Here is a 26,958-nt window from a genome sequence, read left to right on the forward strand (position 1 = left end):
AGGCGCCGACACCTGCGTCGAGGGCGAGGAGCGCCGTTGCTGTGGCTTTGGCGACCCTTTTACCGCCGTAGAGTTCGTCGCCAGTTTCCGGTCTCCACCGCCGCGCGCCCGCGCCGACCTGCGTGAATTAAGGAGACGGCGACCTGGGTATTTCCCAGGCAGTGCAGGGCATGTCCGATACATCGCATGCGATTCAGACATCCAACGGCCGTCTTGGCATGCCCTGTGCTTGGTCCGCCGACGCCGCGGGTAACGGCGGTCGCCGCCTGATGAGTACGCCGTGTCACCGCTCAGATGGTCCGGCCGGGTGTGCGAATGGCCGCCCGCCGGACAGTGCACGCGCATGCGCTCCAGGACCCCGATCACCCGATCATCTGCGAAACGATCCCCCGTTCTCCCCGCTGACCTGGGGATTCACGGAGATGCGGACAGAGCCGACGTAGGTGAGGGCCCTCCGCTGCCGGCGTGAACGTCGGCAGCGGTCCGCCCGATCTTCCCCCGGTCGCCGGTCAGGGCTGGATGTTCTCCAGGTCCTCCAGGAGGCGCGGGTGCTTCGGCTCCCAGCCGAGTGCCTGCTGGGTGTGGGTGCTGGACGAGGGCTGGTCGGTCGCGAAGATCGGGCCGAGAGGACCGTAGGTCTCCGCTGGGACCGACTCGACGGACAGGCCCAGCCGTCGGCCGATGACCGTGGCAATGTCCCTCACCTTGTCTCCTTCGTCGGCCACGGCGTGCCAGGAGGTACCGGCCGGCGCCTGTTCCAGGGCGAGCCGGAAGAGAACTGCCGCGTCGAGTGCGTGCACGGCCGGCCAACGCTGTGCGCCGTCGCCCGGGTAGCCGGACACCCCGGTCTGGCGTGCGATGCCCGTCAGCAGACCGGCGAACCCGCCCGTGCCCTGGTGGTGAACCGTGCGCGGCATGCGTACGGCCGTGCTCCGGACTCCGCGTGCAGCCAAGCCCAGGACCGCCGTGACCGCGCGACCGCGACCACCGACCGGCCCGTCGGTCGGCAGCGGGTCCGCCTCGGTGGAGACGCGGCCCGGCACATAGGGCGTACCCGAGACGGTGACGAAGGGGCGGTCGCTGCCGACGAGTTCCTCGCCGAGGGCAGCGAGGGCGGCACTTTCCTCGGCGACCGCCCGTGCAAGGGCGTCGGGGCTGCTGAAGTCGTTGGCGAATGCCAAGTGGATCACCCCGTCGGCCTGAGCAACGCCGGCACGAAGGCTGTCCAGATCGGCGAGACCTCCCCGGAGCGGTTCGGCGCCGGCCTCCTCGGCGACCAGCGCGGACGCGTCGGAGCGGGCGAGCGCGAGGACGGTGTGGCCGTTGCCGAGCAGTTCGGCGACGACGGCGGAACCGATCAGACCGGTGCCACCAGTGACAAAGACGCGCATGAAACTCTCCCCCAAGTGATGGGACTCTTGTCCCATCACCATAGCAGGGTGATGGGACAAGAGTCCCGTCACGTACGATGGCCCCATGGGTCGATGGGAACCAGGCGCACGCGAACGCCTCGTCATGGCCGCCGTCGACCTGTTCACCGAGCAGGGCTACGACGCCACGACGATCGCGCAAATCGCCGAGCGCGCAGGAGTCACCAAAAGCACCTTCTTCCGGCACTTCCCCGACAAGCGCGAGCTGCTGGTGGCCGGACAGGAGACGCTGAGCCGGCTGCTGGCCGAGGGGATCGCCGAGGCGCCCGGTGCTGCCAGCCCGCTCGAGGCGGTCGCTGCCGGTCTTGAGCGCGCATCGAGCGCGATGGGCCCCATGAATCGCGAGCTCGCCCCTCGTCTGAAGGCGGCCGTCGCCGCCAGCGCCGAACTTCAAGAACGTGACGCCCTCAAGAGCGTCAGCCTCGCGGCCGCGATGACGGTCGCTCTGGTCGCCCGCGGCGTACCCGATCCGACCGCGGCTCTCGCGGGCGAGCTGGGCGTCCTCGCGTTCAAGCGGGGGTACGCCGAATGGTCCGAGGGCGACCGCGACGCCAAGGACGGGCTCGCCGAGTACACCCTGGCGGCCCTGGACGAGCTGCGTGCGGCGAGCGCAGCGCTGGGCTGACCGTACAAACCTCACCCGTCGTTCACAGAACTGCGGTCGGAATGCCGCTACAGGGCCAATACGCCCGTCGTACGTCGCCGAGGCCGGGTCGGCATGATCGGCGGGGGCCGCCTCGCGGCTGGACCGTCGGATCCGACAGCCGCGGCTTCGATGGCGGCAGGCTCAACTCGGCGGGCCACCGGCTTCCTTGTGTCTCGTCGACGAAACCCGTGGAGTACGCGAACAAGCCGAGCAGGGGGATGAGGAGACCGTCCGTCAGTCGTCCTTGACGGCGCCTCCGACGCACGAACAATTCACGAACGCAGCAAGAGGGCGGGAGTTCCACTCGACCGCGGCGCCGATCGGCTCAGCCGTCCGCTGTCTCTGTGGTCTGCGCGGCCTCCGTAGTGCCGTCGGGAATCCGAACTCATCGGCAGCGTCGACGACGCGACCTCCCTGACACCACTGATCCTGATGCCCGCTCTGAGCCGGCTGTTGTTCCGCACGCTGCCCGAACCCACCGCGCCGAAGCCGATGGCGGCGGCGCGGGCGAAGGTGATCACCGGCAAGGGCTGAAGGCGATCGCGGACATCGTCTTGGGGACGGCCGGTGATCCAGACACCCCCAGGTCGTTGGATCAGACAGGCGGCCTGTGGATCTACCCACCGGATCCGATGCGATAGGTTCCCGGTGTCTGGCCCATGGTGCGGCCGAACGTGTCGATGAACGCACTGGTCGTGGCCCACCCACACCGTCGTCCCGTTTCGCTGACGCTTGCTCCTTCCGCCAGCAGCACCATGGCCTGAAAGACCCGGATGTTGGTCCTCCATTGCGGATACGTCATGCCGAACTCGGACCTGAACAGCCGGGCCAGGGTGCGCTCGCTCACGCCGATGCGCCGTGCGAGCCAGGCGGCGGTCCGCGGTTGCCGCAGATCGTCGGTCACCAGCGCGCACGCCTGCCGCAGCAGAGACTTGCTGGGGGTGGGCAGCGTCAAGGGCTCCACGAGGGCTCGCCGCAGCCGATCCCGCAGGACGGCGCGCAGATGGCGTGCCTCCTGCTGCGGGAGGGACGGCTCACTGCACGCGATGATCAATTCACGCACCAGGGCGTCCACGACCACGACGACCGGCGCGTCGGACCTCAGCAGAACGTCGTGGGCGGCGAAGCCGAGCGTATGCACAGAGGTGCGCCCGTGTACCCGGTGCTGATGCCAGGTGCCCGCCGGAATCCACACGGCGCGCGCGCTGGACGCCACCCAGGACGCCTCGCCCGTCTGCACGGCCACCACACCGGCGCTGACGTAGAGAAGCTGGTGATAGCCATGCTGGTGGCGGCCGATGACCTCACCCGCGAGGTGCGCATGGGTGCTGTCCCTGGGTTCCGCCACCGCCTTCTCCGTCTGACCGTTTTCCGACATACGACGGCAGAATAACGGAAGCGGCGCACCGTGCGGTCCTGCCAGCGTTATGACCATGCCCACGACATCCGACACCCCGCGTGATCTTCCCCCCGCCGCCCCACCCGCACTGAAAGCCCGGCTGGCCTCCGGTCTGCGCGGCGTCACCCTCGACACGCGCCCGCTGGCGCTCCCCGTCTTCCGGCGCCTGTTGATCGGGCAGAGCGCCGCATACGTCGGGACCATGGTCACCGGCGTCACCATCCCGGTACAGGTCTACGCGCTGTCGCGGTCGTCGCTGTCCGTAGGGCTGACGGGACTGGCCGGCCTCGTGCCGCTCGTGGTCTTCGGCCTGTACGGCGGTGCCATCGCCGACCGGTTCGACCGCCGTGTGCTGTACCTGGCGTCGGCATGCCTCACCTGGGCGACCACACTCGCCCTGCTGCTTCAGGCAGTCGTCGATCTGCGCTCGGTTCCCCTCATTCTGGCCCTGGTCGCCGTCCAGGCCGGCGCCTTCGCCGTGTCGTCCGCCGCCCGGGGCGCGATCATTCCCCGCATCGTTCCCACACCCCTGGTACCCGCCGCGAACACGCTGTACTTCACCGCCGGCAACGTCGGGCAGGTCGCCGGGCCGCTTGTAGCGGGCATCCTGATCTCGCTGCCGAACGGCTACTGCTGGGCATACGGCGCCGACGCCGTGCTGTTCTCTCTCCTGCTGTACTCGGCCGTTCACCTGCCCCCGATCATGCCGACCGGATCGGGGGCCCGGACCGGCGGGCTGCGCTCGGTCTTCGACGGACTGCGGTTCATCGCCGCCGCCCCCGTGCTGTGGATGTCCTTCGCGGTCGACATCGCGGCGATGACGTTGGCCATGCCGACCGCCCTGTTCCCGGAAGCGGCTCAGCTGCGCTTCGGCGGAGGAGTGGGGCTGCTGTACTCGGCCATCGCCATCGGGTCGGTCGTAGCGGGGCTGTTCAGCGGATGGATCGGACGCGTGCGCCGCCAAGGCCGGGCACTGGCCGTCGCCGTCACCGCCTGGGCGGCGGCCATCGCCCTCGCGGGCACCGTCCACCACCTCGTCGCCGCCGCAGCACTACTGGCCGCTGCCGGAGCGGCGGACCTCGTCAGCGCGGTCTACCGCGAGACGATTCTGCAAACCTCCGCACCCGACGCCATGCGCGGCCGTCTGCAAGGCGTCTTCACCGTCGTCGTCGCCGGGGGTCCCCGCCTCGGAGACCTGCGCGCCGGCGCCATGGCCTCCGCCACCGGTCTCGGCCTCGCATGGACAGGCAGCTCGCTGCTCTGCATGATCGTCGTCATCTTCGGCGCCGTGCTTGTGCGACCGTTCTGGCGCTATTCCGTCACCTCGGCGCAGCCTCCGTCCCCACCGACCCGGCCCTCCCCGCCTGCCATCGACCCGCTCAGTCGGTGAGGCCCAGCGCCCCCGCTGCCTGGATCGCCAGCCAGACCTCGGCCAGGGCTCCCGTCGACGTCAGGTCACGATCGGCGAGGGAACCGAAGCGCCGCAGCCGGTAGGCGAGGGTGTTGGGGTGGATGTGGAGCGCCGCCGCAGCCGTCTCCGTACGGCGGTCGCGCTCCATCCAGGTGCGGGCGGAGACCAGCAGCTGCGAGTCATGAACCTCGTCGTACCGCAGGACCTCGCCGAGCACGTGCTCGACCAGCGCGGTCAGGACAGCGGGGTCGTCGGGCAGCCACCGGCCCGTCGAGTCGTCGCCGTATCGGACGACGGGTCGGCCCGACTCCACGGACTTGGAGACCGCCCAGAGCGCCTCGCGCTGGGCGACCTTCAGCGCGGCCCCCGGCAGGAAGGGGCGGCTGATCCCGGCCGCGACGGCCGGGAGCTCACCGACGGCCGCTCCCAGTTCCGGTGCCCCCAGGACGTAGCGGTCCTCGCCTCGGGTGAGCAGCAGATGGGGTCGGTCCTCCAGACAGCGCAGCAGCGCCTCGTCGGTGGTGTGGCGCACGACGAGGAGGACGGTGTCGCCCTCGATCGCGTGCCGGGCGAGCCGGCGGCGCGCCGCCTCCGGGTCGAGCACCTCCTGCAGCAGTTCGGCCAGCGTCTCCGCGCCCTCGCGGCGCAGCGTCTCGCGTTCGTTGCGTACCATCGCCACCCGCAGCGCCGCCACGGTGGCGATGTGCTGGACGACGGCGAGTCCCGCGGGCTGGGCACCCTGACGCTCGTATGCGACGAGAAAGCCCGCCGGGCCCCCGGGCGCGGGCACCGGGAGGACGAATCCGCCGGGGATCGTGGGCGGAGCGTCGACGGAGGCGGGCAGGACAGCGGGATCCGGTACGGGCACGCCGGGCAGGAGGGGGCGGCCCTGCGGGGTGCAGAGGTAGACGTCGTAACCCGACAGGCCTTCGAGACGGCGCAGAAGGGTCGGCGTGTCGAGGTTCTCGGCGACGAGCCAGCGCAGCGCGCCGAAGACCTGGAGCTGCGCGCCCAGCCGGTGCCGGGCGTCCTCCTGGGCCGCGGCCGCGATCTCCTGGGCGACGGCGATGAACGGGACGGCGAGCGGCACTTCGAGGACCGGGAAGCCCCGCTCCTCCGCCGCCTGGAAGAACGCGTCGTGCAGCGGGGGCATGTGCAGCTGCGCGGAGAGCGCGAGAGCGGACACCCCGGCGTCGTCCAGCCGCTCCAGATAGGCACGCTGTCCGGCCGCGGTACGGGGGACCGCCAGGCCCGCCGTCATGATCACCTCGGCGCCCAGGAGCCAGGGTGTCGGATCGGCGAGTTCGCTGGCGTGCGCCCAGGACACGGACCGGTTCAGACCGCCGCTGCCGGCCTTCACGGAGAGCTGGAGTGCGGGGAAGGAGAGCAGGTCCCCGACGGTGAGTTTGTTGCTGGCCACACAAAACAGCGTACGTCTCTGTGATGGACACAATTGTCGTTGGTCAGCCATGGGCCACACACTGTGAAACCGTCCCCCCTGCATGAACGGAAGGTGAATCGCCCGTGACGAGCTCGATCACCGAAATCGAGACCTATGGTGTCGAGCGGATCCCGGACGAGGACCGCACGGCCCGCCCGATCGATCTGTTCCGGCTTGCCTTCGGCGGTGCCAACACCTTCGCGACCTGTGTGCTGGGCGCCTTCCCGATCCTCTTCGGCCTCTCCTTCTGGCAGGGGCTCGCGGCGACCGTCCTGGGCCTCGTGGCGGGTGCGCTGCTGCTGGCCCCGATGGCACTGTTCGGCCCTGCCAACGGCACGAACAACGCCGTCTCCTCCTCCGCTCACCTGGGCGTGCACGGCCGGGTCGTCGGCTCGTTCCTCTCCCTGCTCACCGCCGTCGCGTTCTTCTCGATCTCAGTGTGGTCCTCGGGAGACGCGCTTGTCGGCGGCGCCCACCGGCTCGTCCACGTCCCCGAGTCGGACGTCACCTACGGCATCGCGTACGCGATCTTCGCCGGGCTCGTACTCGTCGTGTGCATCTACGGTTTCCGGTTCATGCTGCTGGTCAACAAGATCGCGGTGCTGGCGGCATCGGCCCTCTTCGTGCTCGGCGCCTTCGCCTTCGCGGGAGACTTCGACCCCGGTTACGCGGGAACCTTCACCTCCACCGCCGACCCGCTGTACTGGCCGTCATTCATCGGCGCCGCGCTGATCGTGCTCTCCAACCCGGTCTCCTTCGGCGCGTTCCTCGGTGACTGGTCCCGCTACATCCCGGCCGGGACTCCGCGCCGCCGGGTGATGGGGGCCGCGTTCCTCGCACAGGTCGCCACCCTGCTGCCGTTCCTCTTCGGCCTGGCCACCGCGTCGATCATCGCGTCGAAGGCCGCGAAGTACGTCGACCCGGCCGCCCCGAACTACGTGGGCGGACTGCTCGCTATCTCACCCGGCTGGTACTTCCTGCCACTCTGCCTGATCGCCCTCATCGGCGGCCTCTCCACCGGCACGACGTCCCTGTACGGCACGGGGCTCGACTTCTCCAGCGTCTTCACCCGCTTCAGCCGCGTCCAGGCCACTTTCTTCATCGGCGCCCTGTCCATCGCGTTCATCTTCGCCGGCCGCTTCGCGCTCAACCTCGCACAGTCCATCTCCACCTTCGCCACGCTGATCATCACCTGCACGGCACCGTGGATGATCGTCATGACGCTCGGCTATGTCACCCGGCGCGGCTGGTACGACGCGGAAGCGCTGCAGGTCTTCAACCGCCGCCAACGTGGGGGCCGCTACTGGTTCACGCACGGCTGGAACTGGCGCGGTATGTCCACCTGGCTCGTCTCCGCCGTCGTGGCACTCCTCTTCACCAACCTGCCCGGCCAGTTCGTCGGCCCGCTGGGCAACCTCGCGGGCGGTACGGACATCTCGCTGCCGGTCGGCCTCGCCCTCGCGGTCGTGCTCTACCTCACCCTGCTCACCCTGTTCCCCGAGCCGCGCGCCGTGTACGGACCGGCCGGACCCCGCTTCGTCCGGGCGTCGGACGCCCCGGTGCCGCCGATCACCGGCGGCAGCGAGGAGATCGTCCCCGAACCCGCCGCGGCCCACTGAGGCCTCACTCCCCCGTAACCGAACGCCCGCCGTTCCGGCCCCGCCGCCGAACGCCCGTGACCAGGAGCCGTGCATGAGCACCACCACCGTCCAGGAAGTCCGGACCGCCGCGGACGCGCTTGTCGCCGCCTTCGCCGAGGGCCGCCTCGACGACTACTTCGGCGCCTTCGCCCCCGACGCGACCTTCATCTTCCACACCACCCCGCAGCGGCTCGGCTCCACGGCCGAGTACCGCGCGCTCTGGCAGCAGTGGGTGGAACAGGACGGCTTCCGCATCCTCGGCTGCACCTCGTCGGCACAGCTGATCCAGCCCGTCGGCGACACCGCCGTTTTCAGTCACGACGTCGAAACCCGGGTCGCCACCCACGCCGGGGAGGAGACGGTCCACGAGCGGGAGACCATCGTCTTCACCCGCGCCGACGACGGCGGCTGGGTCGCCGTCCACGAGCACCTGTCCGCCCGTACCGCCGCCTGACCAGGAGAGACGTTCCATGAGCACCATCTTCCGCAACTACATCGACGGTGCGTTCGCGGACGCCTCGGACGGCCGCACGCTCGATGTGGTGGATCCCACCACCGGTGACGTCTACGCGACCTCCCCGCTCTCGGGGGCGGCCGACGTCGACGCGGCGATGGCAGCCGCGGCCTCGGCGTTCCCCGTCTGGCGCGACACCACCCCGTCCGTGCGGCAGCGCGCGCTGTTGAAGATCGCCGACGCGATGGAGGCACGGGCCGACGAACTGGTCGCCGCCGAGAGCCGGGACACCGGAAAGCCGCTCCACCTCACCCGCAGTGAGGAACTCGCCCCCGCCATCGACCAGGTCCGTTTCTTCGCAGGCGCGGCCCGCATGCTGGAGGGCCGCTCGGCCGGTGAGTACATGGAGGGGATGACCTCCATCATCCGCCGCGAGCCGGTCGGTGTGTGCGCCCAGGTGGCGCCATGGAACTACCCCCTGCTGATGGCGGTGTGGAAGTTCGCCCCGGCGCTCGCGGCGGGCAACGCGGTGGTCCTCAAGCCCTCGGACACCACCCCGGCCTCCACGGTGCTGATCGCCGAGATCATCGGCGGTGTCCTGGAAGAGCTGGCACTGCCCCGCGGAATCTTCAACGTGATCTGCGGCGACCGTGACACGGGCCGCCTGATGGTGGAGCACCCGACCCCCGCGATGGCCTCCATCACGGGTTCGGTACGCGCCGGTATCCAGGTCGCCCAGAGCGCGGCCAAGGACGTCAAGCGGGTCCACCTGGAGCTCGGCGGCAAGGCCCCCGCGGTGATCTTCGAGGACGCCGACCTGGCGAAGGCGGTCGAGGACCTGGTGGTCGGCGGCTTCTTCAACGCCGGTCAGGACTGCACGGCCGCGACCCGCGTCCTGGTCCACGAGTCGGTCCACGACGAGTTCGTCGCCGCCCTCGCCAAGGCCGCGGCCGACACCAGGACCGGGCTGCCGGACGACGAGGACGTGCTCTACGGGCCGCTGAACAACGCGGGCCAGCTCGCCCAGGTCACCGGCTTCATCGAGCGCCTCCCCGAGCACGCCAGGATCGAGGCGGGCGGCCACCGGGTCGGCGAGCGGGGCTACTTCTACGCCCCGACCGTGGTCTCCGGCCTCAAGCAGGACGACGAGATCATCCAGAACGAGGTCTTCGGCCCGGTCATCACCGTCCAGTCCTTCACGGACGAGGCCCAGGCCGTGCGGTACGCCAACGGCGTCGACTACGCACTGGCTTCCTCGGTGTGGACCAAGGACCACGCGCGGGCGATGCGGATGTCGAAGAACCTCGACTTCGGATGTGTGTGGATCAACACCCACATGGCCCTCGTCGCCGAGATGCCGCACGGCGGCTTCAAGAAGTCCGGCTACGGCAAGGACCTCTCCGCGTACGGCTTCGAGGACTACACCCGGATCAAGCACGTCATGACGTCGCTCTGACTTCCGGCTGACATCCCGGAACGCGTCGGCCGACCCTGAGAATCCGCACAACAGCGCCACACGGACTGCACACAGGCTTTCGAAAGCCTCGTTAGCGTTGCTGGCTGCTCGATCCCACGTGCGAGCGCGACCGGGCCCGTCGGGGCGACGGCATGTCAACTCAGGAAGACCGCAAATGGACTACTGCTCCTCGTGTCGGCGGCATCTCAATGGCGCCCTGGTGTGTCCCGGGTGTGGCGCCTACGCTCCGGACATCGCGCCGGTCACCGTCGACCGTGGCATCGTCCCGACCTGGGTCGGCAGGGCGCCGACGAGCACAGCGGTGAGCGCATCGGTGCCGTGGGAGTACCCGGCCTCGCAGGCGTGGCACGACGGCCGTCTCGATGACGAGGCAGCCGTCGCGGCCGACCCGGAGGAAGCCCCGCAGACCGACCCGTACGGCGACATCGAGGGCGCGCCGCCCGCACCGCAAGGGCGGGCGGCGCGGCGTCGCCAGATGGCCCGCTGGAAGAAGAACCAGCGCCGGGCCGTGGTCGCGACTGCCGTCGCGCTCGTCGGCGGCGGCCTGACCGTCGCCTCGATGAACCGGCACTCCGCCGACCAGGCACAGGCGGCGACAGCGCCTGACGTCACCACCATGGGCACCGCGGACGAACAGGCGACCGACCAGCCCAGCCCGTCGTCGACACAACCTCAAACTCACGTGTCTTCGCACACTCCCCCCGCGCAGTCGACCACGACCGCCCTTGCACGCCGGCAGTCCGTCGATGCCCCGTCCCACGTCACGCCGGCGAGCGCTCAGCCGTTCGCCGCTGCCTCTTCTCATCCGACGGCGGCGTCGGCGACCCCGCAGCCTCAGGCCGCCTCCCCGTCCTCCGTCGGAACGGTGCCCGACCACACCACTACGTCGGCGCAGGAGACGTCCGCGCCTGCCGGCGCCGACAGCACGGCCTCGGGAACACCGCAGGCGGCCCCGACGCCGACAACGACGTCACCTTCACACATCTGCCTGCTCCTGGTGTGCCTCGGCTGACCGCGCCGAACGTTTGACCAGCTGAGCCGGGAAGTCGGCGTCTGATCCTCCGGGCGAGGAGTGTCGTCGTTCCCTCAGAACACGCGGATCGGGATCTCGGCGGGGGCGGCGAGCAGATCGGAGATCTCGTCGTCCAGCCGGACCAGTGTGACGCAGACGCCGGCCATGTCGAGCGAGGTGCGGTACTCACCCACGTAGCTGCGCCCGATCTCGATGCCCCGCTCGGTCAGCTGCTTGTGGGCCCGTCCGTACACCAGGTAGAGCTCGCCGATCGGTGTACCGCCGAGGCTCCACGCCCGCGGATCACACCCCGCCACTCGTAGCCCGGCCTCAGGCGGGCCTGGCCCACGCTCGAGGGTGCGGCGACGGTGGCGCTGACCGGCCGCAGTGGCGACGTCGGATTGACGAAACCCGGGAAATGCCGGGCGCACAGCGGATGTTGCTCACGTCATGACTCAAGATCCCGCACCGCGCCTCCTGTCCGACGAAGCCCTCTCCCACCTGCTCGGCAAGCAGCGGTTCGGCACCCTCGCCACGGTCAAACGCTCCGGCCATCCCCACCTGACCACCATGCTCTACAGCTGGGACGCCGAGGCCCGCGTCCTGCGGTTCTCGACGACGGCCGACCGCGTCAAGGTCAAGCACCTGCGGCACGACCCGCATGCCGCGCTGCATGTGCACGGCGGAGATGTGTGGTCGTTCGCCGTCGCCGAGGGCACGGCCTCCGTCTCCGAGATCACGACGGTTCCCGGTGACGCGGTCGGGCGGGAACTCCTCGGGATGGTCCCGAAGGACTCGAAGCCGGCGGACGAAGCCGCGTTCCTGCGGCAGTTGGTCCACGAACGTCGGTTGGTCATCCGGTTGAAGGTGGACCGGTTGTACGGAACGGCGCTCGACATCAACGGCTAGGGTCCGCCGGGAGGGCGCTGGTCACCGCCGCGGAGCCGGCCCCGGACGGCCACCGTCGGCGGGACAGGCCAGTCCCTCCCCGACCGACCGCACACGGCCTACGCGGACTCACGCAGCCTGAGCTCCGCCCCCACCACCAGGTCGTCCTGGCCGAGCGGATCCTCGCCGGTCAGCAGCCGGGCCGTCTGCTCCACGACGAGTGCACCGAGCGCCCGCGTGTCCAGGGCCACGGTGGACAGCGGCGGCTCGACGAGCGCCCCCAGTTGGAGGCCGTCGAAGCCGATCACCGCGAGGTCGCGAGGAACCTCGCGTCCGAGCCGGCGCGCTCCGCGCAGCGCACCAATGGCGACGATGTCGTTGAAGGCGAACACGGCCGTCACATCCGGGTGTTCGGCGAGCAGGTCCTTCAGCGCGCTGTCCCCGCCCTCCACGCTCTGGTCGGCGCGGCTCACCGGGCCGGCGTCGAGCCCGCGGGCGGCCATCGCGTCGGCGAACCAGGCGTGGCGGATGCTGGGCTCGGACCGGCCCGCGTGATCGAGCATGCCGATGTGCCGGTGCCCGGACTCGACGAGGTGCGCGATGGCCGCGCGGACGCCCTTCTCCCCGTCGATCCGGATGGAACTGAACCGTTCGGTACGGTGCTCCCGGTCGATGAGCACCACGGGCAGCCCGCGTGCCAGTTTGTCGATCTCGTCCTCGGGCTGGCTCAGATAGCCGACCACGGCGTCCACCTGGGAGGCGATCACCTGGAGTGTGCCGCGCTCCTCCTCGATGCGGTCACCCGTGTCGTACACGACGACATGCCAGCCACGGGACCGCGCCGCGTCCAGAGCTGCCGCGGCGACCTCGGTGAAGAACGGGTTGAGCAGGTCGGGGATCACCAGCCCGACGCTGATGGTGTCCTGTCGCACGAGCCCTCTGGCGAACCTGCTGGGGCGGTACCCCAGCGCGAGCGCCGCGTCGAGGACGCGCTGCTTGGTCGTGACGTCGATCTCGCCCTTGTCGTTGAGCGCCCGTGACACCGTCTGCCGGGACACTCCTGCGGTCCGGGCCACATCGTTGATCGTCACTCTGCGGGGTCCGGTCCCCGACGACGCCATCACTACCTCCGTACCTGTGTCGACGCAGGCGCGCCGTAGGGACATTGAGTATGCACCGGGCCGAAGCCATGGTGCGACCTTGTGCGCGGGCGCTCGACGATCATGGCCGTGGTGCGGCCTTCGCCGCTGGCGCCAGGCCATCGTCGGTGGTCAGCGGCGTCATGTGAGCTCTCCTTGACCTGCCGGACCCATGGACGACTCGAGAGTCTTGACACTCGGCCGTGCCGCGGCGCAAACTCCGAGTCGCTTCGTCACATGGTCCCGTGAGCGCTCCCGTGAACGTTCACGTGAACGTTCACGTGAACGCTCACGAACCTTATCCCAACCAGAAGGCATCCCCGCCTGAGCTGTCAACGTCGACCCGCCTAGCGCCGCCGCTAGTCGTTCTCTGGAACGGAAAACATGAGCAAGACAGTCACGCGCACCCGTCTCGCCGCCGTCGCCGCGGCAGCCACTCTCGTCGCCCTCGCCGGTTGCTCGTCGTCCGCTCCGTCGGACAAGGCGTCCGCGGCCTCCTGCACTCCCGCCAAGGGGAAGGTCACCCTCCAGTACTGGAACACCGTTCCGGGCATGGACAAGGTCGTGGACCTGTGGAACAAGAAGAACCCGGACATCCAGGTCGAGACGAAGAACATCTCCAACGACCAGTACGGCACCCTCGGCAACGCCCTCAAGGCGGGCAAGGCGCCGGACCTCGCTCAGGTGGGCTACGACGAGCTCCCCGCCCTGCGCACCCAGAACGCCTTCGTGGACGCCTCGGCGTGCTCCGCGGCCACCGCGGCCAAGTCGAAGTTCGTGCCGTGGACCTGGTCGCAGACCAGCTTCGGCGGCACGGGCGTCTTCGCCCTCCCGCAGGACACCGGTCCGATGGCCCTGTACGTGCGCAGTGACATCTTCAAGAAGTACGACATCGCGATCCCCACGACCTGGGACGAGTACGCGGCGGCCGCGCAGAAGCTGCACAAGGCGGACCCCAGCCTCGACATCACGTTCTTCGACCCGAACAACGCCGAGTGGTTCAACGGGCTCCTCTGGCAGAACAGCGCCCAGATGTACGGCTACTCCGGCGACAAGTGGCACGTCACCGTCGCGTCGGACCAGAGCAAGCAGGTCGCCGACTACTGGCAGAAGCTGATCACCGGCAAGCTCGTACGCACCGACCTCGCCAACGGTTCGACGCAGATGTACGCCGCCTACCAGAAGGACCAGATCGCCAGCTACGTCGGCGCCGCCTGGGGGTACAGCATGTTCCGCGACAACCTGCCCAAGCAGTCCGGCAAGTGGTCGATCGTACCGATGCCGACGTGGGGCGCGAACGGCGCCTCCGGCGACTGGGGCGGCTCGACCGTCGCGTTCATGAAGGGCAGCGAGCACCTCTACGAGTCGGTCAAGTTCAACACCTGGCTGAACTCCGACCCGGAGGCGCTGGCACTGGAGAACCAGTTGGGCGGTCTCTACCCGGCGGCCGACGCGGGGCTCAAGCTGCCCGCGCTGTCGAAGGGTGTGCCGTACTACAACAACGAGAGGATCTTCGACGTCTTCGCCGACTCGTCCAGGAAGATCGACACCAACTTCGCCTGGGGCCCCACCCAGAAGACGGTGAACCTGGCCCTCCAGGACGCGATGGCCAAGGCCGCGGCCGATGACGGCACGCTGACCGACGCGCTCTCGGCCGCCCAGGCAGCCGCCCTGAAGTCGATGAAGGCCCAGGCGATCCCGGCCACGGCGGGCAAGTGACCTGGGAATGACCGACATCGCACCCCCCGCGGTGACGTCAGGTGGCCGCCGCCGTCCAGGCGGCGGCCCCCGGGCGGGCACCGTCATCTCGTTCCTCACCCCGTTCTTCCTGCCGTTCGTGCTGTTCTACCTGGTGCCCGTCGGCTACGCGCTCTGGCAGAGCTTCCGCGTCGTGCGCCGCACCGGAGGCCAGTACGGGACCTCGTACACGACTTTCGGCGGATTCGACCAGTACACGCAGGTGTTCCAGAACGGCGAGTTCTGGAACAGCATCGGCCGCATCGGGCTGTTCGGCATCGTGCAGGTGCCCGTCATGCTGTTCGTCGCACTGGTCATGGCGCTGCTGCTCGACACGCCCCTGCTGAAGCTCAAGGCGTTCTTCCGTATCACCGCGTTCATGCCGTACGCCGTTCCCGGCGTCATCGCCGCGATCATGTGGTCGTACCTGTACTCGCCGCAGCTCAGCCCCGTTGTCGACCTGTTCGAGCGCATAGGCCTGCACCCCGATTTCCTCGGTCCGGGCGCCGTGCTGTGGTCGGCGGCGAATGTCTCCACCTGGCTCTGGACCGGCTACAACATGCTGATCATGTACTCGGCGCTCCAGTCGATCCCGCAGGAGCTCTACGAGGCCGCGAAGATCGACGGCGCGACCAACTGGACGATCGCATGGCGGATCAAGGTCCCGATCATCGCTCCGTCGATCGTCCTGACGACGGTGTTCTCGATCATCGGCACACTCCAGCTCTACGCCGAGCCGGCCGTGCTGCGCCAGATCTCCTCGAACATCTCCAGCACGTTCACCCCGAACATGCTGGCTTACGCGGTGGCCTCCGGGAACAACTACCAGCAGGCCGCTGCCATTTCGGTGGTCATCGCCGTCATCACCTTCGTCTTGAGCTTCGGGTTCATGCGACTCACCTCGAAGAAGGCGGGACTGTGAGCAACCCCTCCACGATCCGCGAGAGCCGGGGCAGCCGTACGGCCGTCATGGCCCTGATGTTCCTCCTGGCCGTCTACTTCCTGTTGCCGGTGTACTTCCTGGTCGTCGCGGCGACGAAGCCGCAGGGTGAGCTCGCCACCACCAACGGGCTGGCGTTCTCGCACTTCAACCTGTTCGAGAACCTGCGGATCCTGTTCACCCGCAGCGACGGCATCTTCGGGCGGTGGGCCCTCAACACCGTCATCTACGCCGTGCTGGGCGCGGCCGTGGGCACCCTGATCTCGGCCCTGTGCGGCTACGCGCTGGCCAAGTTCCGCTTCCGTGGCAGGGAGTTCCTCTTCTCCGTCGTGCTCGGCGGTGTCCTCGTCCCGACCACCGCACTGGCACTGCCGCTGTTCCTGCTCTTCTCGGCGACCGGGATCGTCAACACCTACCTCGCGGTGTTCCTGCCCAGCATCGTCAGCCCGTTCGGTGTCTATCTGGCGCGCATCTTCGCCAACGCCGCCGTCCCGCAGGAGCTGATCGAGTCGGCGCGGCTGGACGGCGCGGGCGAGTTCCGCACGTTCTTCTCGGTGTCGTCGAGGCTGATGACGCCGGCCCTGGTGACCATCTTCCTGTTCCAGTTCGTGGCCATCTGGAACAACTTCTTCCTGCCGATGGTGATGCTCCAGAAGGAGTCACTGTTCCCGATCACGCTCGGCCTGTACGAGTGGAACGGCCAGACCGCCCGGGCCCCGCTGCTCCAGGAGTCCGTGATCACCGGCTCGCTGGTGTCGATCGTGCCTGTGATCATCGTGTTCATCCTCCTCCAGCGGTTCTGGCGCACCGGGCTCGCCGCCGGTTCCCTCAAGTGACCGCTCTCCCCCGCACATCCGCACAGAAGGTCCCCCTCGCCATGCAGAACTCCGCCGTCTTCGTGCCCCATTTCCACTGGGACCGGGAGTGGTACGAGCCGTTCCAGGTGTTCCGGCACCGGCTCGTCACCGCCCTGGACACCGTGCTGGAGACGGCCGAGGCGAACCCGGACTTCCGGTTCACCGTCGACGGACAGATGGCCGCGGTCGAGGACTACCTGGAGATGCGGCCGGAGAACCGCGACCGCCTCGTGGCGCTGGTGCGCGAGGGCCGGCTCGCCATCGGACCGTGGCTGATCCTGCTCGACGAGTTCCTCTGCTCGGGCGAGACGATCGTGCGCAACCTCCGGATGGGCTGGGACGCGGCGGAGCGACTGGGCGGTGCGATGCCCGTCGGGTATCTGCCGGACATGTTCGGCCACATCGCGCAGATGCCGCAGATCCTGGCCCGCGCCGGGATCGAGCACGCGGCGCTGTGGCGCGGTGTGCCCGGCTCCGTCGACGGCCATGCCTTCCGCTGGCGCGCGCCGGACGGCTCCGAGGTGCGCACCGAGTTCCTCTTCGACGGCTACGACAACGGTCTCGACGTCCTGCTGGTGCCCGACCGGATCGGCCGCGCGCTCGGCGACTACGCGCGGATGACGGCCGAGCGATGGGGCGGTGACCCGGTGCTGGCGATGGCAGGCACCGACCACAACGCGCCCGACCCGCGGCTCGCGGACTGGCTGCGGCGCGCTTCCGGCGGGGAGCGCGCCATCACGATCGCGACCCTCGACGAGTACATCCGCGAGCACGTGCGGGACGAGGTGTCCGCCGTCGTCACCGGCGAGCTGCGCAGCCATGTCCGCGGTAACATCCTGCCCGGCGTGCTCTCCGTGCGGCTCGGGCTCAAGCAGCGGATGGCCGTGGCCGAACGCACCGTCGACCACGCCGAGCGTGTGAACGCCCTGTGGTCCCGGCGGGACGACACGTCGTTCCTGTCACTCGCCTGGCACAAGATCATCGAGTCGACGGCGCACGACTCGGTCGTCGGTTCGGGCACCGATGAGACCTGCGACCAGGTCGACGCCCGCCTGGCCGAGGCCGCGCAGACCGCGCGTGCCGTGCGGGACGCCGCGCTCGCCGAGCCCGCCTCCCGGGTGCCGAGCGACGCTCATCTCGTCGTCAACCCGCTGCCGTTCGCCCGTACGGCGCTGGTCGAGGTGGACGTCGTGGCGCCACCTGCGGGAGCCGGGCTGGTCGCGACCGCCGCCGACGGCTCCACGCACTCTGTGCAACTGATCTCACAGGCCCCGACCGTGCTGAGCAACGAGCGCATGGACGCCTCCCGGCTCGAACGCGTCCTGCGCCGCATCCACCGCCGCGAACTGTTCGGCCGGCAGATCGACCACTACGAACTCGCCCCGAACTCGCTCGTGTTCCACCTCGCCAAGGTGCCCACCAGCGGACCGTTCGACCTGCTGAACCTGCGCCGTGAGGTCGCCGAGGCGGCCACCACGCACCCGGGCGAGTGGCGGGTGCTGACGCTGGAGGAGGCGCGGGCGACCGCGCTGGTGCCCGTGCACGTGCCGGCCTCCGGGCTGGCGAGCTTCCGCGTCGCGCCGAGCCGGTGGCCGGCCGCCCCGTCGGCCACCCTCGCGGATGCCACGGCGACGCCTCGCGGAGTGTCCAACGGCCTGGTCGACGTCGAGGTCGCCGCCGACGGCACCCTGACCGTGACCGGCGCCGACGGCACCGTCCTGAGCGGCGTCGGCCGCCTCGTCGACGGCGGTGATCGCGGCGACAGCTACAACTACGCGCCCCCGGCGCGGGACGTACTCGTGTCGGAGCCGGTGGAGACGACCGTCGACGTCGTCGAAGAGGGTCCGCTGCGCTCCCGGTTGCGGATCACCCGCGTCTACGCATGGCCCGCCGCGCTGTCCGACGACCGCGATCTGCGCGCCGAGCGGACCGTGGCGACTCCGGTGGAGACGCTCGTCGAGGTGCGCGCGGGCGAGCCGTTCGTGCGGGTCTCCACGTCGTTCCTGAACCAGTCCGCCGACCACCGGCTGCGTTTCCACGTGCCGCTGCCCGAGCCGGTGACCGTCTCCGCGTCCGCCGGACAGTTCGCCGTGACCGAGCGCGGGCTCACGGCCGAGGGCGGCTGGGGCGAGTACCCGCTCCCGACCTTCCCGGCGAGCTCGTTCGTGTCGGCCGGAGCGGCGACCGTGCTGCTCGACCACTCCAGCGAGTACGAACTCGTCGACGGCGGCGCGGAACTGGCCGTCACCCTGCTGCGCGCGATCGGCTCGATCAGCGTCAACATCCACCCTCTGCGCGACGAGCCCGCGGCGAGCGAGATCGCCGCGCCGGGTGCGCAGGACCTCGGCATGCGGATCGCGAACCGCTTCGCCGTGCTGCCCTCCTCGACCGGGTGGCAGGGGGCCGACGCGGTCGCCCTCGCCGAGGACTTCCGTAACGACGTGCTCGTCACCCGCGGTACCGCACCCGGCGGAGGCGACCTGCCGGACGACGCGACCGGACTCCGGGTCGACGGCAGGGACGTCCTCGTCTCCAGCGTCCGCCGCGTCACCGACGACGAGCGCGGGTCCGGAACCGAGGTGCGGCTGGCCGCGCTGAGCGACACCGGCTCGGTCGTCCGGGTTTCCGGCTCGTTCACCGAGGCGACAACGGTCGACCTGCTCGGCAGACCGCTCTCCGTGGAAGCCGAATCGTCCGGCGACGGCCTCGAACTCGCCCTCGGCCCCTGGGAGATCCGCACCGTGATCCTCCGCCGGCCCTCAAAGAATCTCCCCGCTGCCACCAAGAAAGTTGTGACCTCTTGACCTCCGAGCTTTCCGCGTACGTTTCGGACCCCACACCCGGGCGCGGTGCGCTGCGCCCGGCACGCTCGTGGCTGCACTCCGACGCTCCCTCGCTCTCGCTGAACGGAGCCTGGCGTTTCCGGCTGTCGCCCACGGCGTCGGTCGCACAGGACTTCGCGGCCGAGGAATTCGACGACCACGGCTGGGAGAGCATCCCGGTGCCGTCCCACTGGGTGCTGGAGGGCGACGGAGCCCACGGCAGGCCGATCTACACCAACATCCAGTTCCCGTTCCCGATCGACCCGCCCCACGTCCCGGACGAGAACCCCACCGGCGACTACCGGCGTCACTTCGCCCTCCCCGCCGACTGGTCCGACGCCGAGCGGATCGTGCTGCGGTTCGACGGTGTCGAGTCGCTCTTGCGGGTCTGGGTCAACGGTGTCGACATCGGCAGTGCCGGCGGCAGTCGGCTCGCCCACGAGTTCGACGTCACGCGGGCGGTGCGTCCGGGCGACAACGTCGTCGCCGTACGAGTGCATCAGTGGTCGGCGGCCAGTTACGTCGAGGACCAGGACCAGTGGTGGCTGCCGGGCATCTTCCGCGACGTCACGCTGACCGCCCGGCCGCTCGGCGGCATCGAGGACGTCTGGCTGCGGACCGGATTCCGCGACGGTCACGGGCGCGTCGAGGCGGAGATCACCGCCGAGGCGTCCGCGTTCCCGGTCACCCTGCGCATCCCCGAACTCGGCATCGAGCGGGTCTGGGCGACCGCTGCCGACGTGACGCCCGTCGACGCCGGCGAGGTGGAGCCCTGGTCGGCCGAGCGGCCCCGTCTGTACGACGCCACCGTGTCGACGGCGGCGGAGAGCATCGCGCTGCGCGTGGGCTTCCGGACGGTCGAGATCCGCGGTGACCGGTTCCTGGTCAACGGCCGTCGTGTCGTGTTCCACGGGGTCAACCGCCACGAGGCGCATCCCGTGCGCGGCCGGGTCTTCGACGAGGAGCACGCCCGCGAGGACCTGGCCCGGATGAAGCGGTTCAACGTGAACGCCATCCGCACCAGCCACTACCCGCCGCATCCGCGTCTGCTCGACCTCGCCGACGAACTCGGCTTCTGGGTCGTGCTCGAATGCGACCTGGAGACCCACGGCTTCGAGAAGCTCGGCTGGGTGGGCAACCCGAGCGACGACCCGGCCTGGCGGGAGGCGTACCTCGACCGCATCCGGCGGACGGTGGAACGGGACAAGAACCACCCGAGCATCGTGATGTGGTCGCTCGGCAACGAGTCGGGTACCGGTAGCAACCTCGCCGCCATGTCGGCCTGGGTACACGCACGGGACGCCGAACGCCCCGTGCACTACGAGGGCGACTTCACCGGCGAGTACACCGACGTGTACTCCCGCATGTACGCGTCGGTGCCGGAGACCGAGCGCATCGGCACAGACGGCACGGACACGCCGCTGCTGAACTGCACCCCCGCGCAGAGTGCCCGGCAGCGGGCCAAGCCGTTCCTGCTGTGCGAGTACGCCCACGCCATGGGCAACGGGCCGGGGGCGCTCGATCAGTACGAGGCGCTGGTGCACGAACATCCGCGGCTGCACGGCGGATTCATCTGGGAGTGGCGCGACCACGGCATCCTGGCCACAGCGCCGGACGGCACTGCGTACCACGCCTACGGAGGCGATTTCGGGGAGGTCGTGCACGACGGCAACTTCGTGATGGACGGCATGCTGCTGAGCGACGACGTCCCGACTCCCAGCCTGTACGAGTACAAGGCGGTCGTCCAGCCGGTCCGTTTCGCCTTCGACGGCGACAAGGTCGCGGTGACGAACCTGCGGCACTCGGCCGACACGTCCGACCTGCGCTTCCGCTGGCGCGTCGAACACGACGGAACATCTGTCGACGCCGGGGACCTCGAGGTCCCGGTGGTCGCGGCGGGCGAGTCGGGGTGGGTGTCCCTCCCGCCGGTCCAGGTGGCGCCCGAGGGCGAGACATGGCTGACGATCGACGTGGTCCTGGCGACCGCCGCCCCCTGGGCCCCCCAGGGCCATGTGGTGGCCACCGTCCAGTCGGACCGTTCGCCGCACAGCCCCGTGCCCGCCGTCCGGCACCGCACAGGCTGGCGACCGGGCCCCGGAACGCTGACGCTCGGGGCCGCCGAGTTCGTGGACGGCCGCCTCGTGAGCCTGGCCGGCCGCGCCGTGACAGGACCACGGCTGGAGTTGTTCCGTGCCCCGACCGACAACGACGAGAGCCCGTCGGACGGTGTGGAGGAGAGCGACGCGAGTGTCCCGGGGGTGTCCAACGCAGAGCTGTGGCGTCGCGACGGTCTCGACCGGCTGACTGCACGTCGTGTGTCGGTGAAGCGGCCCCACGACACGGCGGACGCGCTGCGCACGCTCGACAAGGTCTCCGCGGCGAACTCCGCTCTGTTCGTGATGGTGGAGTCCGTCTGGTCGCTCGAAGCCGGCGAGCTCGAACTCCGGGTGGAGATCGAGCCGTCGAGGGGCTGGAGCACGGTGTGGCCACGGATCGGAATCCGCTTCGACCTGCCCGACGGCGAGGCACCCGTCGACGGCGCCGAGTGGTTCGGGCTCGGCCCGTGGGAGTCGTACCCGACAGTCTGCGGGCGGCGCGCACGGGCCGCTTCTCCTACGGCATCGACGACCTCTCGGTCGACTACGCACGTCCCCAGGAGACCGGACACCGGTCCGGCCTGCGCCGGCTGACCCTCACGAGCACGGGCGCGAAGGTCTTCCGTGTCGAGGCCCTGCCCGACACGCACGGACGGCGGCCCGGCTTCACGCTCAGCCGCCACACACCCCAGGAACTCGCACGGGCCGGACACCCGTATGAACTCCCCGCCTCGGCGACGAGCCGTCTGACCATCGACGCGGCGCAGCACGGACTCGGTTCGCGGTCGTGCGGCCCGGACGTGGGGCCCGAGTTCGCCCTGCGTCCCGAGGCCCGCACGATCAGGCTCCGCATCTGGACGAGCTGACCTCCCCGGCTCCCGACCGACGGAGCACCGCACCGTGAGGGGCACCCGTGTCGGCCGGCCGCAGCACAGCGGCCGGCAGACACGGGTCTTGCGTATGAGCCACGGGCGGCGCGCCTCCCGCCGATCAGGGTCGTTCAATAAATCGAACGTCGTGTTCACTGCTTAGCGGGAGGTTCGGTATAGTGAACGCATGGTTCACTCAATCGGGGCTCCTTGGGTCCGCATCCGCGTCTCCTGCACCGCACACCACAGGAGCCCCTGATGACGCCCCCTCCGTCCGGCCGCCAACCGGTCAGCAGTACCGCAGCCGCGGTCGGCGCGAAGATCCGTCTGCGCCGCCAGCAGCGCGGCATGAGCGCCGCGGAGATGGCCCGGCGCGCCGGGCTGAGCAAGGCCACCTTGTCGCAGCTGGAGGCCGGCAACGGCAATCCGACGATCGACACCCTGGACGCGATCGCGATCGCCCTGCGCATTCCGATCGCCGACCTGCTGGCGCGTGACGCCGACACCGGGCCGGTCTTCCGGCCGGGCACGGACATCGAGCCCGGCGAGGTCTCCCGCGAACTGCTGCGCCGCATCAGCAGCGGCAACAGCCTGGAGATCTGGCGGCTGCGCATTCCGCCCGAGACGGAGCTGCCCGGCGTCCCGCACGCCACCGGCACGATCGAGCACCTGCTCGTCGCCACCGGGCACGTCACCGCCGGCCCCGTCGACGCCCCGCAGGATCTGGGCCCCGGCGACATGCTCGCCTTCGCAGGGGACGCCCCGCACTTCTACCGCACCGGCGCGGAGGAAGTGGACATCACCGTCGTCTTCGCCTCCCCCATCAGCACCTGAGACCAAGGAAGACGCTTCATGAGCACCACCCTCGCCATCACTCCCTCCCACCGTGCCTTCATCAGCGACAACATGGCCGGGGCGTCCCCGCAGATAGCCCAGGCCGTCGCCGACGCGGCCGCCGGACAGGTCCTGCCGTACGGCAACGACCCCTTCACCGACAGCGCTCGCCGCAGGCTCAGCGAGATCTTCGAGCGGGACGTCGATGTCTTCCCGGTCACCACCGGGTCCGCCGCCAACGGCCTGAGCCTGGCCGCCCTCACCCCGCCGTGGGGCAGCATGCTCTCCCACCCCGACAGCCACATCAATACCGACGAATGCGGCGCTCCGGAGTTCTTCACCAACGGCGCCAAGCTGGTCGGTGTGCCAGGCCCCGACAGCAAGATCGACCCCGAGGCGCTGCGGGTGGCGGTGCGCCGCCGGACCGGTGACGTGCACAGCGTGCAGCCGTCCGCGGTGAGCATCAGCCAGGCCACCGAGAGCGGCAGCGTCTACACCCTGGAGGAGATCCGCAGCCTGTCCGCCATCGCCAAGGACGCGGGACTGCGCGTCCACATGGACGGCGCGCGCTTCGCCAACGCCCTCGACCATCTCGGCGCCACCCCGGCCGAGATGACCTGGAAGGCCGGCGTCGACGTCCTGTCCTTCGGTGCCACCAAGAACGGCGCGATGACCGCCGACGCGATCGTCTCCTTCGACCCCGCACTCGCCGCCGAACTCGCCTTCCGCGTCAAGCGTGCCGGGCAGCTCGCCTCCAAGATGCGCTTCCAGGCGGCCCAGATCGACGCGTACCTCACCGACGGCCTGTGGCTGCGCAACGCCCGCCAGGCCAACGCGATGGCCACCCGCCTCGGCGACGGCCTCAAGTCCATCCCCGGCACCGGCCTGCTGGCCACCCCACAGGCCAACATCCTCTTCTGCCGACTGCCCCAGCAGGTCACCGAAGGACTCCTCGCCGAGGGGTACGTGTTCTACCACGACCGCTGGGAACCGGGGATCGTCCGGCTCGTCACCGCCTTCTCCCACAGCACCGACGACATCGACCAGCTGCTCGACGCGGTCCGCCGCCACGCCTGCTGACGCTGTCTCCGTATGCGACGGTGATCTGGTCACTGAAGAAGTCCGGCTTCTTCCAGGCGCACGAAGAAAGGCGCCTGACCTGGGCTTTACCCGTCAGGCACCTTTCACGCGCCGCATTCTCGGCTCATGGACCGCTCGATGAGCCTCCATCGCTTTCGGCACGAAGTGCGGTTCACGCCTGCGTCAGCGGGGACCAGGGGGCAGCTGGATCGGCAGGGTCACCTCGTGTGGCCGTCGGAGCGCCGACGGTGGAGCGTGAAGGTCTCGAACACCGACAGGTCGCCGTTCGGCTTGTTCACGTTGTAGTAGGTCACGTGCATGCGGGTGGTGTCACCGGCGTGCCGTCCGGGGTCGACGGTGAAGGCGGCGAAGCCGTACGGGTGCTCGATGTCCCGGACGCCAGTCCAGACCGCCTCCTCCTTGGTATAGGTGGAGGTGCGCTTGCCGTTGGAACCGGGGGTCGCCGACACAGCGGTGATCACCTTGGCGGTGCCGTCCGTGAAGAACTTCTCGTTCGTCGTGCCCGAGACGCCTCCGCCGCCGAGAACCATGTGCACGGTGCCAAGACCGGTGTCGATGGAATCGGTGGCCTCGGAGACCGGGCGCGGGGTCAGCGTCTCACTGCCGGTGACGACGCCGCGGACGGCGAGCGAGCGCTCGTAGTTGTGCTCATGGCCGCACAGGACCAAGTCCACACCGTACCTGTCGAACAGGGGCCCGTACTTCTGGCGCAGGCCCAGGTCGGCGCCGTTCGCGTCCGAGGAGCTGATCATGACCTGGTGCATGGCTACGACCACCCAGTCGACGTCACCGGAGGAGCGCGCCGCCTTCAGCTCCTTCTCCAGGAAGGCGAGTTGCCGTCCGCCGGAGTAGCCGCTGATGTAGACGTCGCCACCGTCCTGGAGGCAGTTGTCGTCGTTCTGCAGCACGATCACCCGCACGGAGCCGACCGTGAACGCGTACCACAGGCCCGCGAGTTCGGCGTCGGTCTCGGTGGAGGGCAGGGTGAAGTAGGTCTGGTAGGCGCCGAGCCCGAGCGGGCCGTTGGCCTTCTCGATCTCGTGGTTGCCGGCCGCGGGCATCCAGGGGCGGAAGCGCGCGGAACGGCTGTTGTTGGTGAAGAAGTTGTTCCAGGTACGCACCCGGTCGACGTCCAGGTTCGCGTAGCACAGGTCGCCGTTGAGCAGATGGAAGAGCGGTGCGACCTGCTCGATGCCGGTGACGATGTCCTTCGTCGCGGGGGTGGAGTTCGCGTCGAGCGCCACCGTGCCGTTGGCCGCCCAGGTCACCTGCGGAGCGGACTGGTCGCCGAAGCTGGTGAAGGTGAACGGCTTCCGTCCACGCGGAGCCGTGCGGAACGTACCGCTGTCGGGCGTCGTACCGTCGTGAGTGGCGAGGTAGACGTAGTCGGTGCCCGGGGTGAGCCGGTTCAGCGAGGCGTGGTGGACGTAGACGGTACGGCTGGAGGTGCCGTCCACGTAGGTGACGGTCCGGGCGTCGGCGCTGGATCCGAAGCCGTGCTCCAGCGTGCCGTAGTGCACAACGGGTCTGGTCACCGGCCTGTCGGTGATCCACGACACCGTCATCTGGGTGCGCGGATCCGCCCCGAAGGTCAGGTGCAGCCCTTGGACCGGGGGCGCACCGGCCGAGTCCGCGGTGAGATGGAGGGCCGGGGCGTCAAGCGGAGCGGCCTGCGCCGTACCTGCTCCCAGCAACGGGGTGACGGCCGCGCCGGCTCCTGCCGTACCGAGAAGGCCCAGCGCGTGGCGACGGCTGACCCCCTCGGAAGACTGCGTCGACTCGTCCGATGTCCCTGTCTGTGTGACCATGGTGCCCTCTCTGGCGAGCAGTTGAGCTGACAACCACCGCACCCTGGCGCGCCCCGGCGGCCCCTGCGTGAACAGTGCGTTGCCAGACGGTCATCGCGCCGCGAGTGGCGGGCCACGGAGGCGATTCTTGCCCCGGCCTTTGCCGGCGGCCGCCCCGCCGTTGACGTGACCGAGCCACGACCGTCGATGAACGAGGGTCCCTTCGACCCGGTCGCCCTTCGTCGAGCGAGCGTGCCGGATCAGCCGAGGTCGAGCAGTTCCTCGTAGAAGCCGCCGAACTCGCGCCCCCGGTCCACGAGGTGGATCTCGAGGATCCCGTGGCAGCGGCGCCCGGCCTTGTCGGTGCGTCGCAGCGAGGTGTCATTGCCCGGCGCGATGTACGACTCCACGTCCGCACCGTGGATCGTCTCGTGCGGGAACTCGCCGACGAGGTGCCCGGCGTGCCAGCCGCCCAGCTCCCGGCCCGCGTCGATGGCAAGCCGCTCGACCTCGGCGTACAGCCGCCTGCCTGTGATGTCCGGGTCGCTCCCGAAGAAGCGACGCCCGGCCGCGAAGACCGCGGGCAGGTCGTCGCGCAACCGCTGCTTGACCGGGTCGTCGCCGAGGACGAAGGTGCGCCCGAAGTCGGCCTCGTACTCATCGAAGAGGGGACCGAAGTCGGCGAACACGATGTCGTCCGCGGCGATGACCCGGTCCGGCGGGTTACAGCCGCTTCGCTTTCGCCTGGGCATCCAACAGACGTGCGGCGCAGGTGGGTTCGTCATCCCCCACGGGGCCGACCGTAGACATGTGAATCATCGTCCGGCAACCGGATTCGTCACGGCTGCAGCCGCTGCCAGGACCGGTCCAGGCCCGGCTCACGGTCGTAGCCGAGGCTGCGGTGCGGTCGGGACATCGTCCTGCGTCAGTCGGTCGTTCGCCGTGGGCGAGGACGGGCGGCTCCGGCGGGCCCGCAGT

General features: G+C 69.7%; 19 protein-coding genes and 2 pseudogenes. 14 read left to right on the forward strand and 7 right to left on the reverse strand.

The genetic code is table 11. The features are described 5' to 3' along the window. Positions 1-509 precede the first annotated feature (509 nt). A complete protein-coding gene (locus ACIRA5_RS19260) occupies positions 510-1,391 on the reverse strand; it encodes an SDR family oxidoreductase (protein ID WP_403692112.1) in 882 nt (293 codons plus the stop codon). An 85-nt stretch (positions 1,392-1,476) separates the two neighbouring features. Here ACIRA5_RS19260 and ACIRA5_RS19265 point away from each other — a divergent pair, with 85 nt between their 5' ends. Next, positions 1,477-2,055, forward strand: coding sequence for a TetR/AcrR family transcriptional regulator (locus ACIRA5_RS19265; RefSeq protein WP_403692113.1), 579 nt, complete (start codon positions 1,477-1,479; stop codon positions 2,053-2,055). A 637-nt stretch (positions 2,056-2,692) separates the two neighbouring features. Here ACIRA5_RS19265 and ACIRA5_RS19270 read toward each other — a convergent pair. After that, on the reverse strand, positions 2,693-3,529 hold the full coding sequence (locus ACIRA5_RS19270) for an AraC family transcriptional regulator (RefSeq protein WP_403692115.1): 837 nt from the start codon (positions 3,527-3,529) through the stop codon (positions 2,693-2,695). Here ACIRA5_RS19270 and ACIRA5_RS19275 point away from each other — a divergent pair. Then, a complete protein-coding gene (locus ACIRA5_RS19275) occupies positions 3,510-4,865 on the forward strand; it encodes an MFS transporter (RefSeq protein WP_403692116.1) in 1,356 nt (451 codons plus the stop codon). The genes ACIRA5_RS19270 and ACIRA5_RS19275 overlap by 20 nt on opposite strands. Here the strand turns inward: ACIRA5_RS19275 and ACIRA5_RS19280 are convergent. Beyond that, positions 4,855-6,306: a PucR family transcriptional regulator gene (locus ACIRA5_RS19280; protein WP_403692118.1), complete on the reverse strand. Its 1,452-nt coding sequence runs from the start codon at positions 6,304-6,306 to the stop codon at positions 4,855-4,857. The two genes, ACIRA5_RS19275 and ACIRA5_RS19280, sit on opposite strands and share 11 nt — an antisense overlap. A gap of 104 nt (positions 6,307-6,410) precedes the next feature. On the opposite strand from ACIRA5_RS19280, the gene ACIRA5_RS19285 reads away from it, so the two are divergent. The 4 genes from ACIRA5_RS19285 to ACIRA5_RS19300 all read left to right on the forward strand — a co-directional run bounded on the left by ACIRA5_RS19285 (position 6,411) and on the right by ACIRA5_RS19300 (position 10,910). Further along, complete coding sequence (locus tag ACIRA5_RS19285) at positions 6,411-7,946, forward strand: purine-cytosine permease family protein (protein ID WP_403692119.1); 1,536 nt, start codon at positions 6,411-6,413, stop codon at positions 7,944-7,946. Positions 7,947-8,019: 73 nt separating this feature from the next. Continuing rightward, complete coding sequence (locus tag ACIRA5_RS19290; protein ID WP_352047525.1) at positions 8,020-8,421, forward strand: nuclear transport factor 2 family protein; 402 nt, start codon at positions 8,020-8,022, stop codon at positions 8,419-8,421. Between the two features lie 16 nt (positions 8,422-8,437). Then, positions 8,438-9,877, forward strand: a complete 1,440-nt coding sequence (locus ACIRA5_RS19295) for a gamma-aminobutyraldehyde dehydrogenase (RefSeq protein ID WP_403692120.1) — start codon at positions 8,438-8,440, stop codon at positions 9,875-9,877. Positions 9,878-10,199: 322 nt separating this feature from the next. Then, positions 10,200-10,910, forward strand: a complete 711-nt coding sequence (locus ACIRA5_RS19300) for a hypothetical protein (RefSeq protein ID WP_403692123.1) — start codon at positions 10,200-10,202, stop codon at positions 10,908-10,910. A gap of 74 nt (positions 10,911-10,984) precedes the next feature. On the opposite strand, the gene ACIRA5_RS19305 is transcribed toward ACIRA5_RS19300, so the two are convergent. Further along, a complete protein-coding gene (locus ACIRA5_RS19305; protein WP_403692125.1) occupies positions 10,985-11,227 on the reverse strand; it encodes a dihydroxyacetone kinase subunit DhaK in 243 nt (80 codons plus the stop codon). A 133-nt stretch (positions 11,228-11,360) separates the two neighbouring features. Between ACIRA5_RS19305 and ACIRA5_RS19310 the strand changes: the two genes are divergently transcribed. Beyond that, positions 11,361-11,819, forward strand: a complete 459-nt coding sequence (locus tag ACIRA5_RS19310; RefSeq protein WP_403692128.1) for a PPOX class F420-dependent oxidoreductase — start codon at positions 11,361-11,363, stop codon at positions 11,817-11,819. A 98-nt stretch (positions 11,820-11,917) separates the two neighbouring features. Here ACIRA5_RS19310 and ACIRA5_RS19315 read toward each other — a convergent pair whose 3' ends face one another. Beyond that, entirely contained in the window at positions 11,918-12,919 is a 1,002-nt protein-coding gene (locus ACIRA5_RS19315) for a LacI family DNA-binding transcriptional regulator (protein WP_403692129.1), read from the reverse strand. Between the two features lie 402 nt (positions 12,920-13,321). Between ACIRA5_RS19315 and ACIRA5_RS19320 the strand changes: the two genes are divergently transcribed. From ACIRA5_RS19320 to ACIRA5_RS19350, 7 genes and pseudogenes are all read left to right on the forward strand, one after another. Then, positions 13,322-14,656 carry an ABC transporter substrate-binding protein gene (locus tag ACIRA5_RS19320; protein WP_403692131.1) on the forward strand — a complete coding sequence of 445 codons (1,335 nt, stop codon included), beginning with the start codon at positions 13,322-13,324 and terminating at the stop codon, positions 14,654-14,656. 7 nt (positions 14,657-14,663) lie between these two features. Then, positions 14,664-15,596, forward strand: coding sequence for a carbohydrate ABC transporter permease (locus tag ACIRA5_RS19325; protein ID WP_403692132.1), 933 nt, complete (start codon positions 14,664-14,666; stop codon positions 15,594-15,596). 47 nt (positions 15,597-15,643) lie between these two features. Next, on the forward strand, positions 15,644-16,450 hold the full coding sequence (locus tag ACIRA5_RS19330) for a carbohydrate ABC transporter permease (protein ID WP_352047604.1): 807 nt from the start codon (positions 15,644-15,646) through the stop codon (positions 16,448-16,450). 41 nt (positions 16,451-16,491) lie between these two features. Beyond that, entirely contained in the window at positions 16,492-19,275 is a 2,784-nt protein-coding gene (locus ACIRA5_RS19335) for an alpha-mannosidase (protein WP_403692134.1), read from the forward strand. Further along, positions 19,272-22,255 (forward strand): annotated as a pseudogene (locus ACIRA5_RS19340) (glycoside hydrolase family 2 TIM barrel-domain containing protein). The gene ACIRA5_RS19335 and the pseudogene ACIRA5_RS19340 overlap by 4 nt, the downstream one beginning before the upstream one ends. Positions 22,256-22,516: 261 nt before the next feature. Then, the gene (locus ACIRA5_RS19345; protein ID WP_388154910.1) at positions 22,517-23,092 is read left to right on the forward strand and encodes a helix-turn-helix domain-containing protein; all 576 of its coding nucleotides are present in this window, start codon (positions 22,517-22,519) and stop codon (positions 23,090-23,092) included. Positions 23,093-23,110: 18 nt separating this feature from the next. After that, positions 23,111-24,172 (forward strand): threonine aldolase family protein, encoded by a 1,062-nt coding sequence (locus ACIRA5_RS19350; protein WP_403692136.1) that lies wholly within the window; start codon positions 23,111-23,113, stop codon positions 24,170-24,172. Positions 24,173-24,390: 218 nt separating this feature from the next. Here ACIRA5_RS19350 and ACIRA5_RS19355 read toward each other — a convergent pair whose 3' ends face one another. Continuing rightward, positions 24,391-26,001, reverse strand: coding sequence for a purple acid phosphatase family protein (locus ACIRA5_RS19355; RefSeq protein WP_403692139.1), 1,611 nt, complete (start codon positions 25,999-26,001; stop codon positions 24,391-24,393). A gap of 239 nt (positions 26,002-26,240) precedes the next feature. After that, positions 26,241-26,735: pseudogene (locus tag ACIRA5_RS19360) on the reverse strand (M24 family metallopeptidase); the annotation flags it as partial. Positions 26,736-26,958: the final 223 nt, after the last annotated feature.

It is taken from the genome of Streptomyces sp. NPDC096311 (assembly GCF_044763085.1).
Taxonomy (GTDB): domain Bacteria; phylum Actinomycetota; class Actinomycetes; order Streptomycetales; family Streptomycetaceae; genus Streptomyces.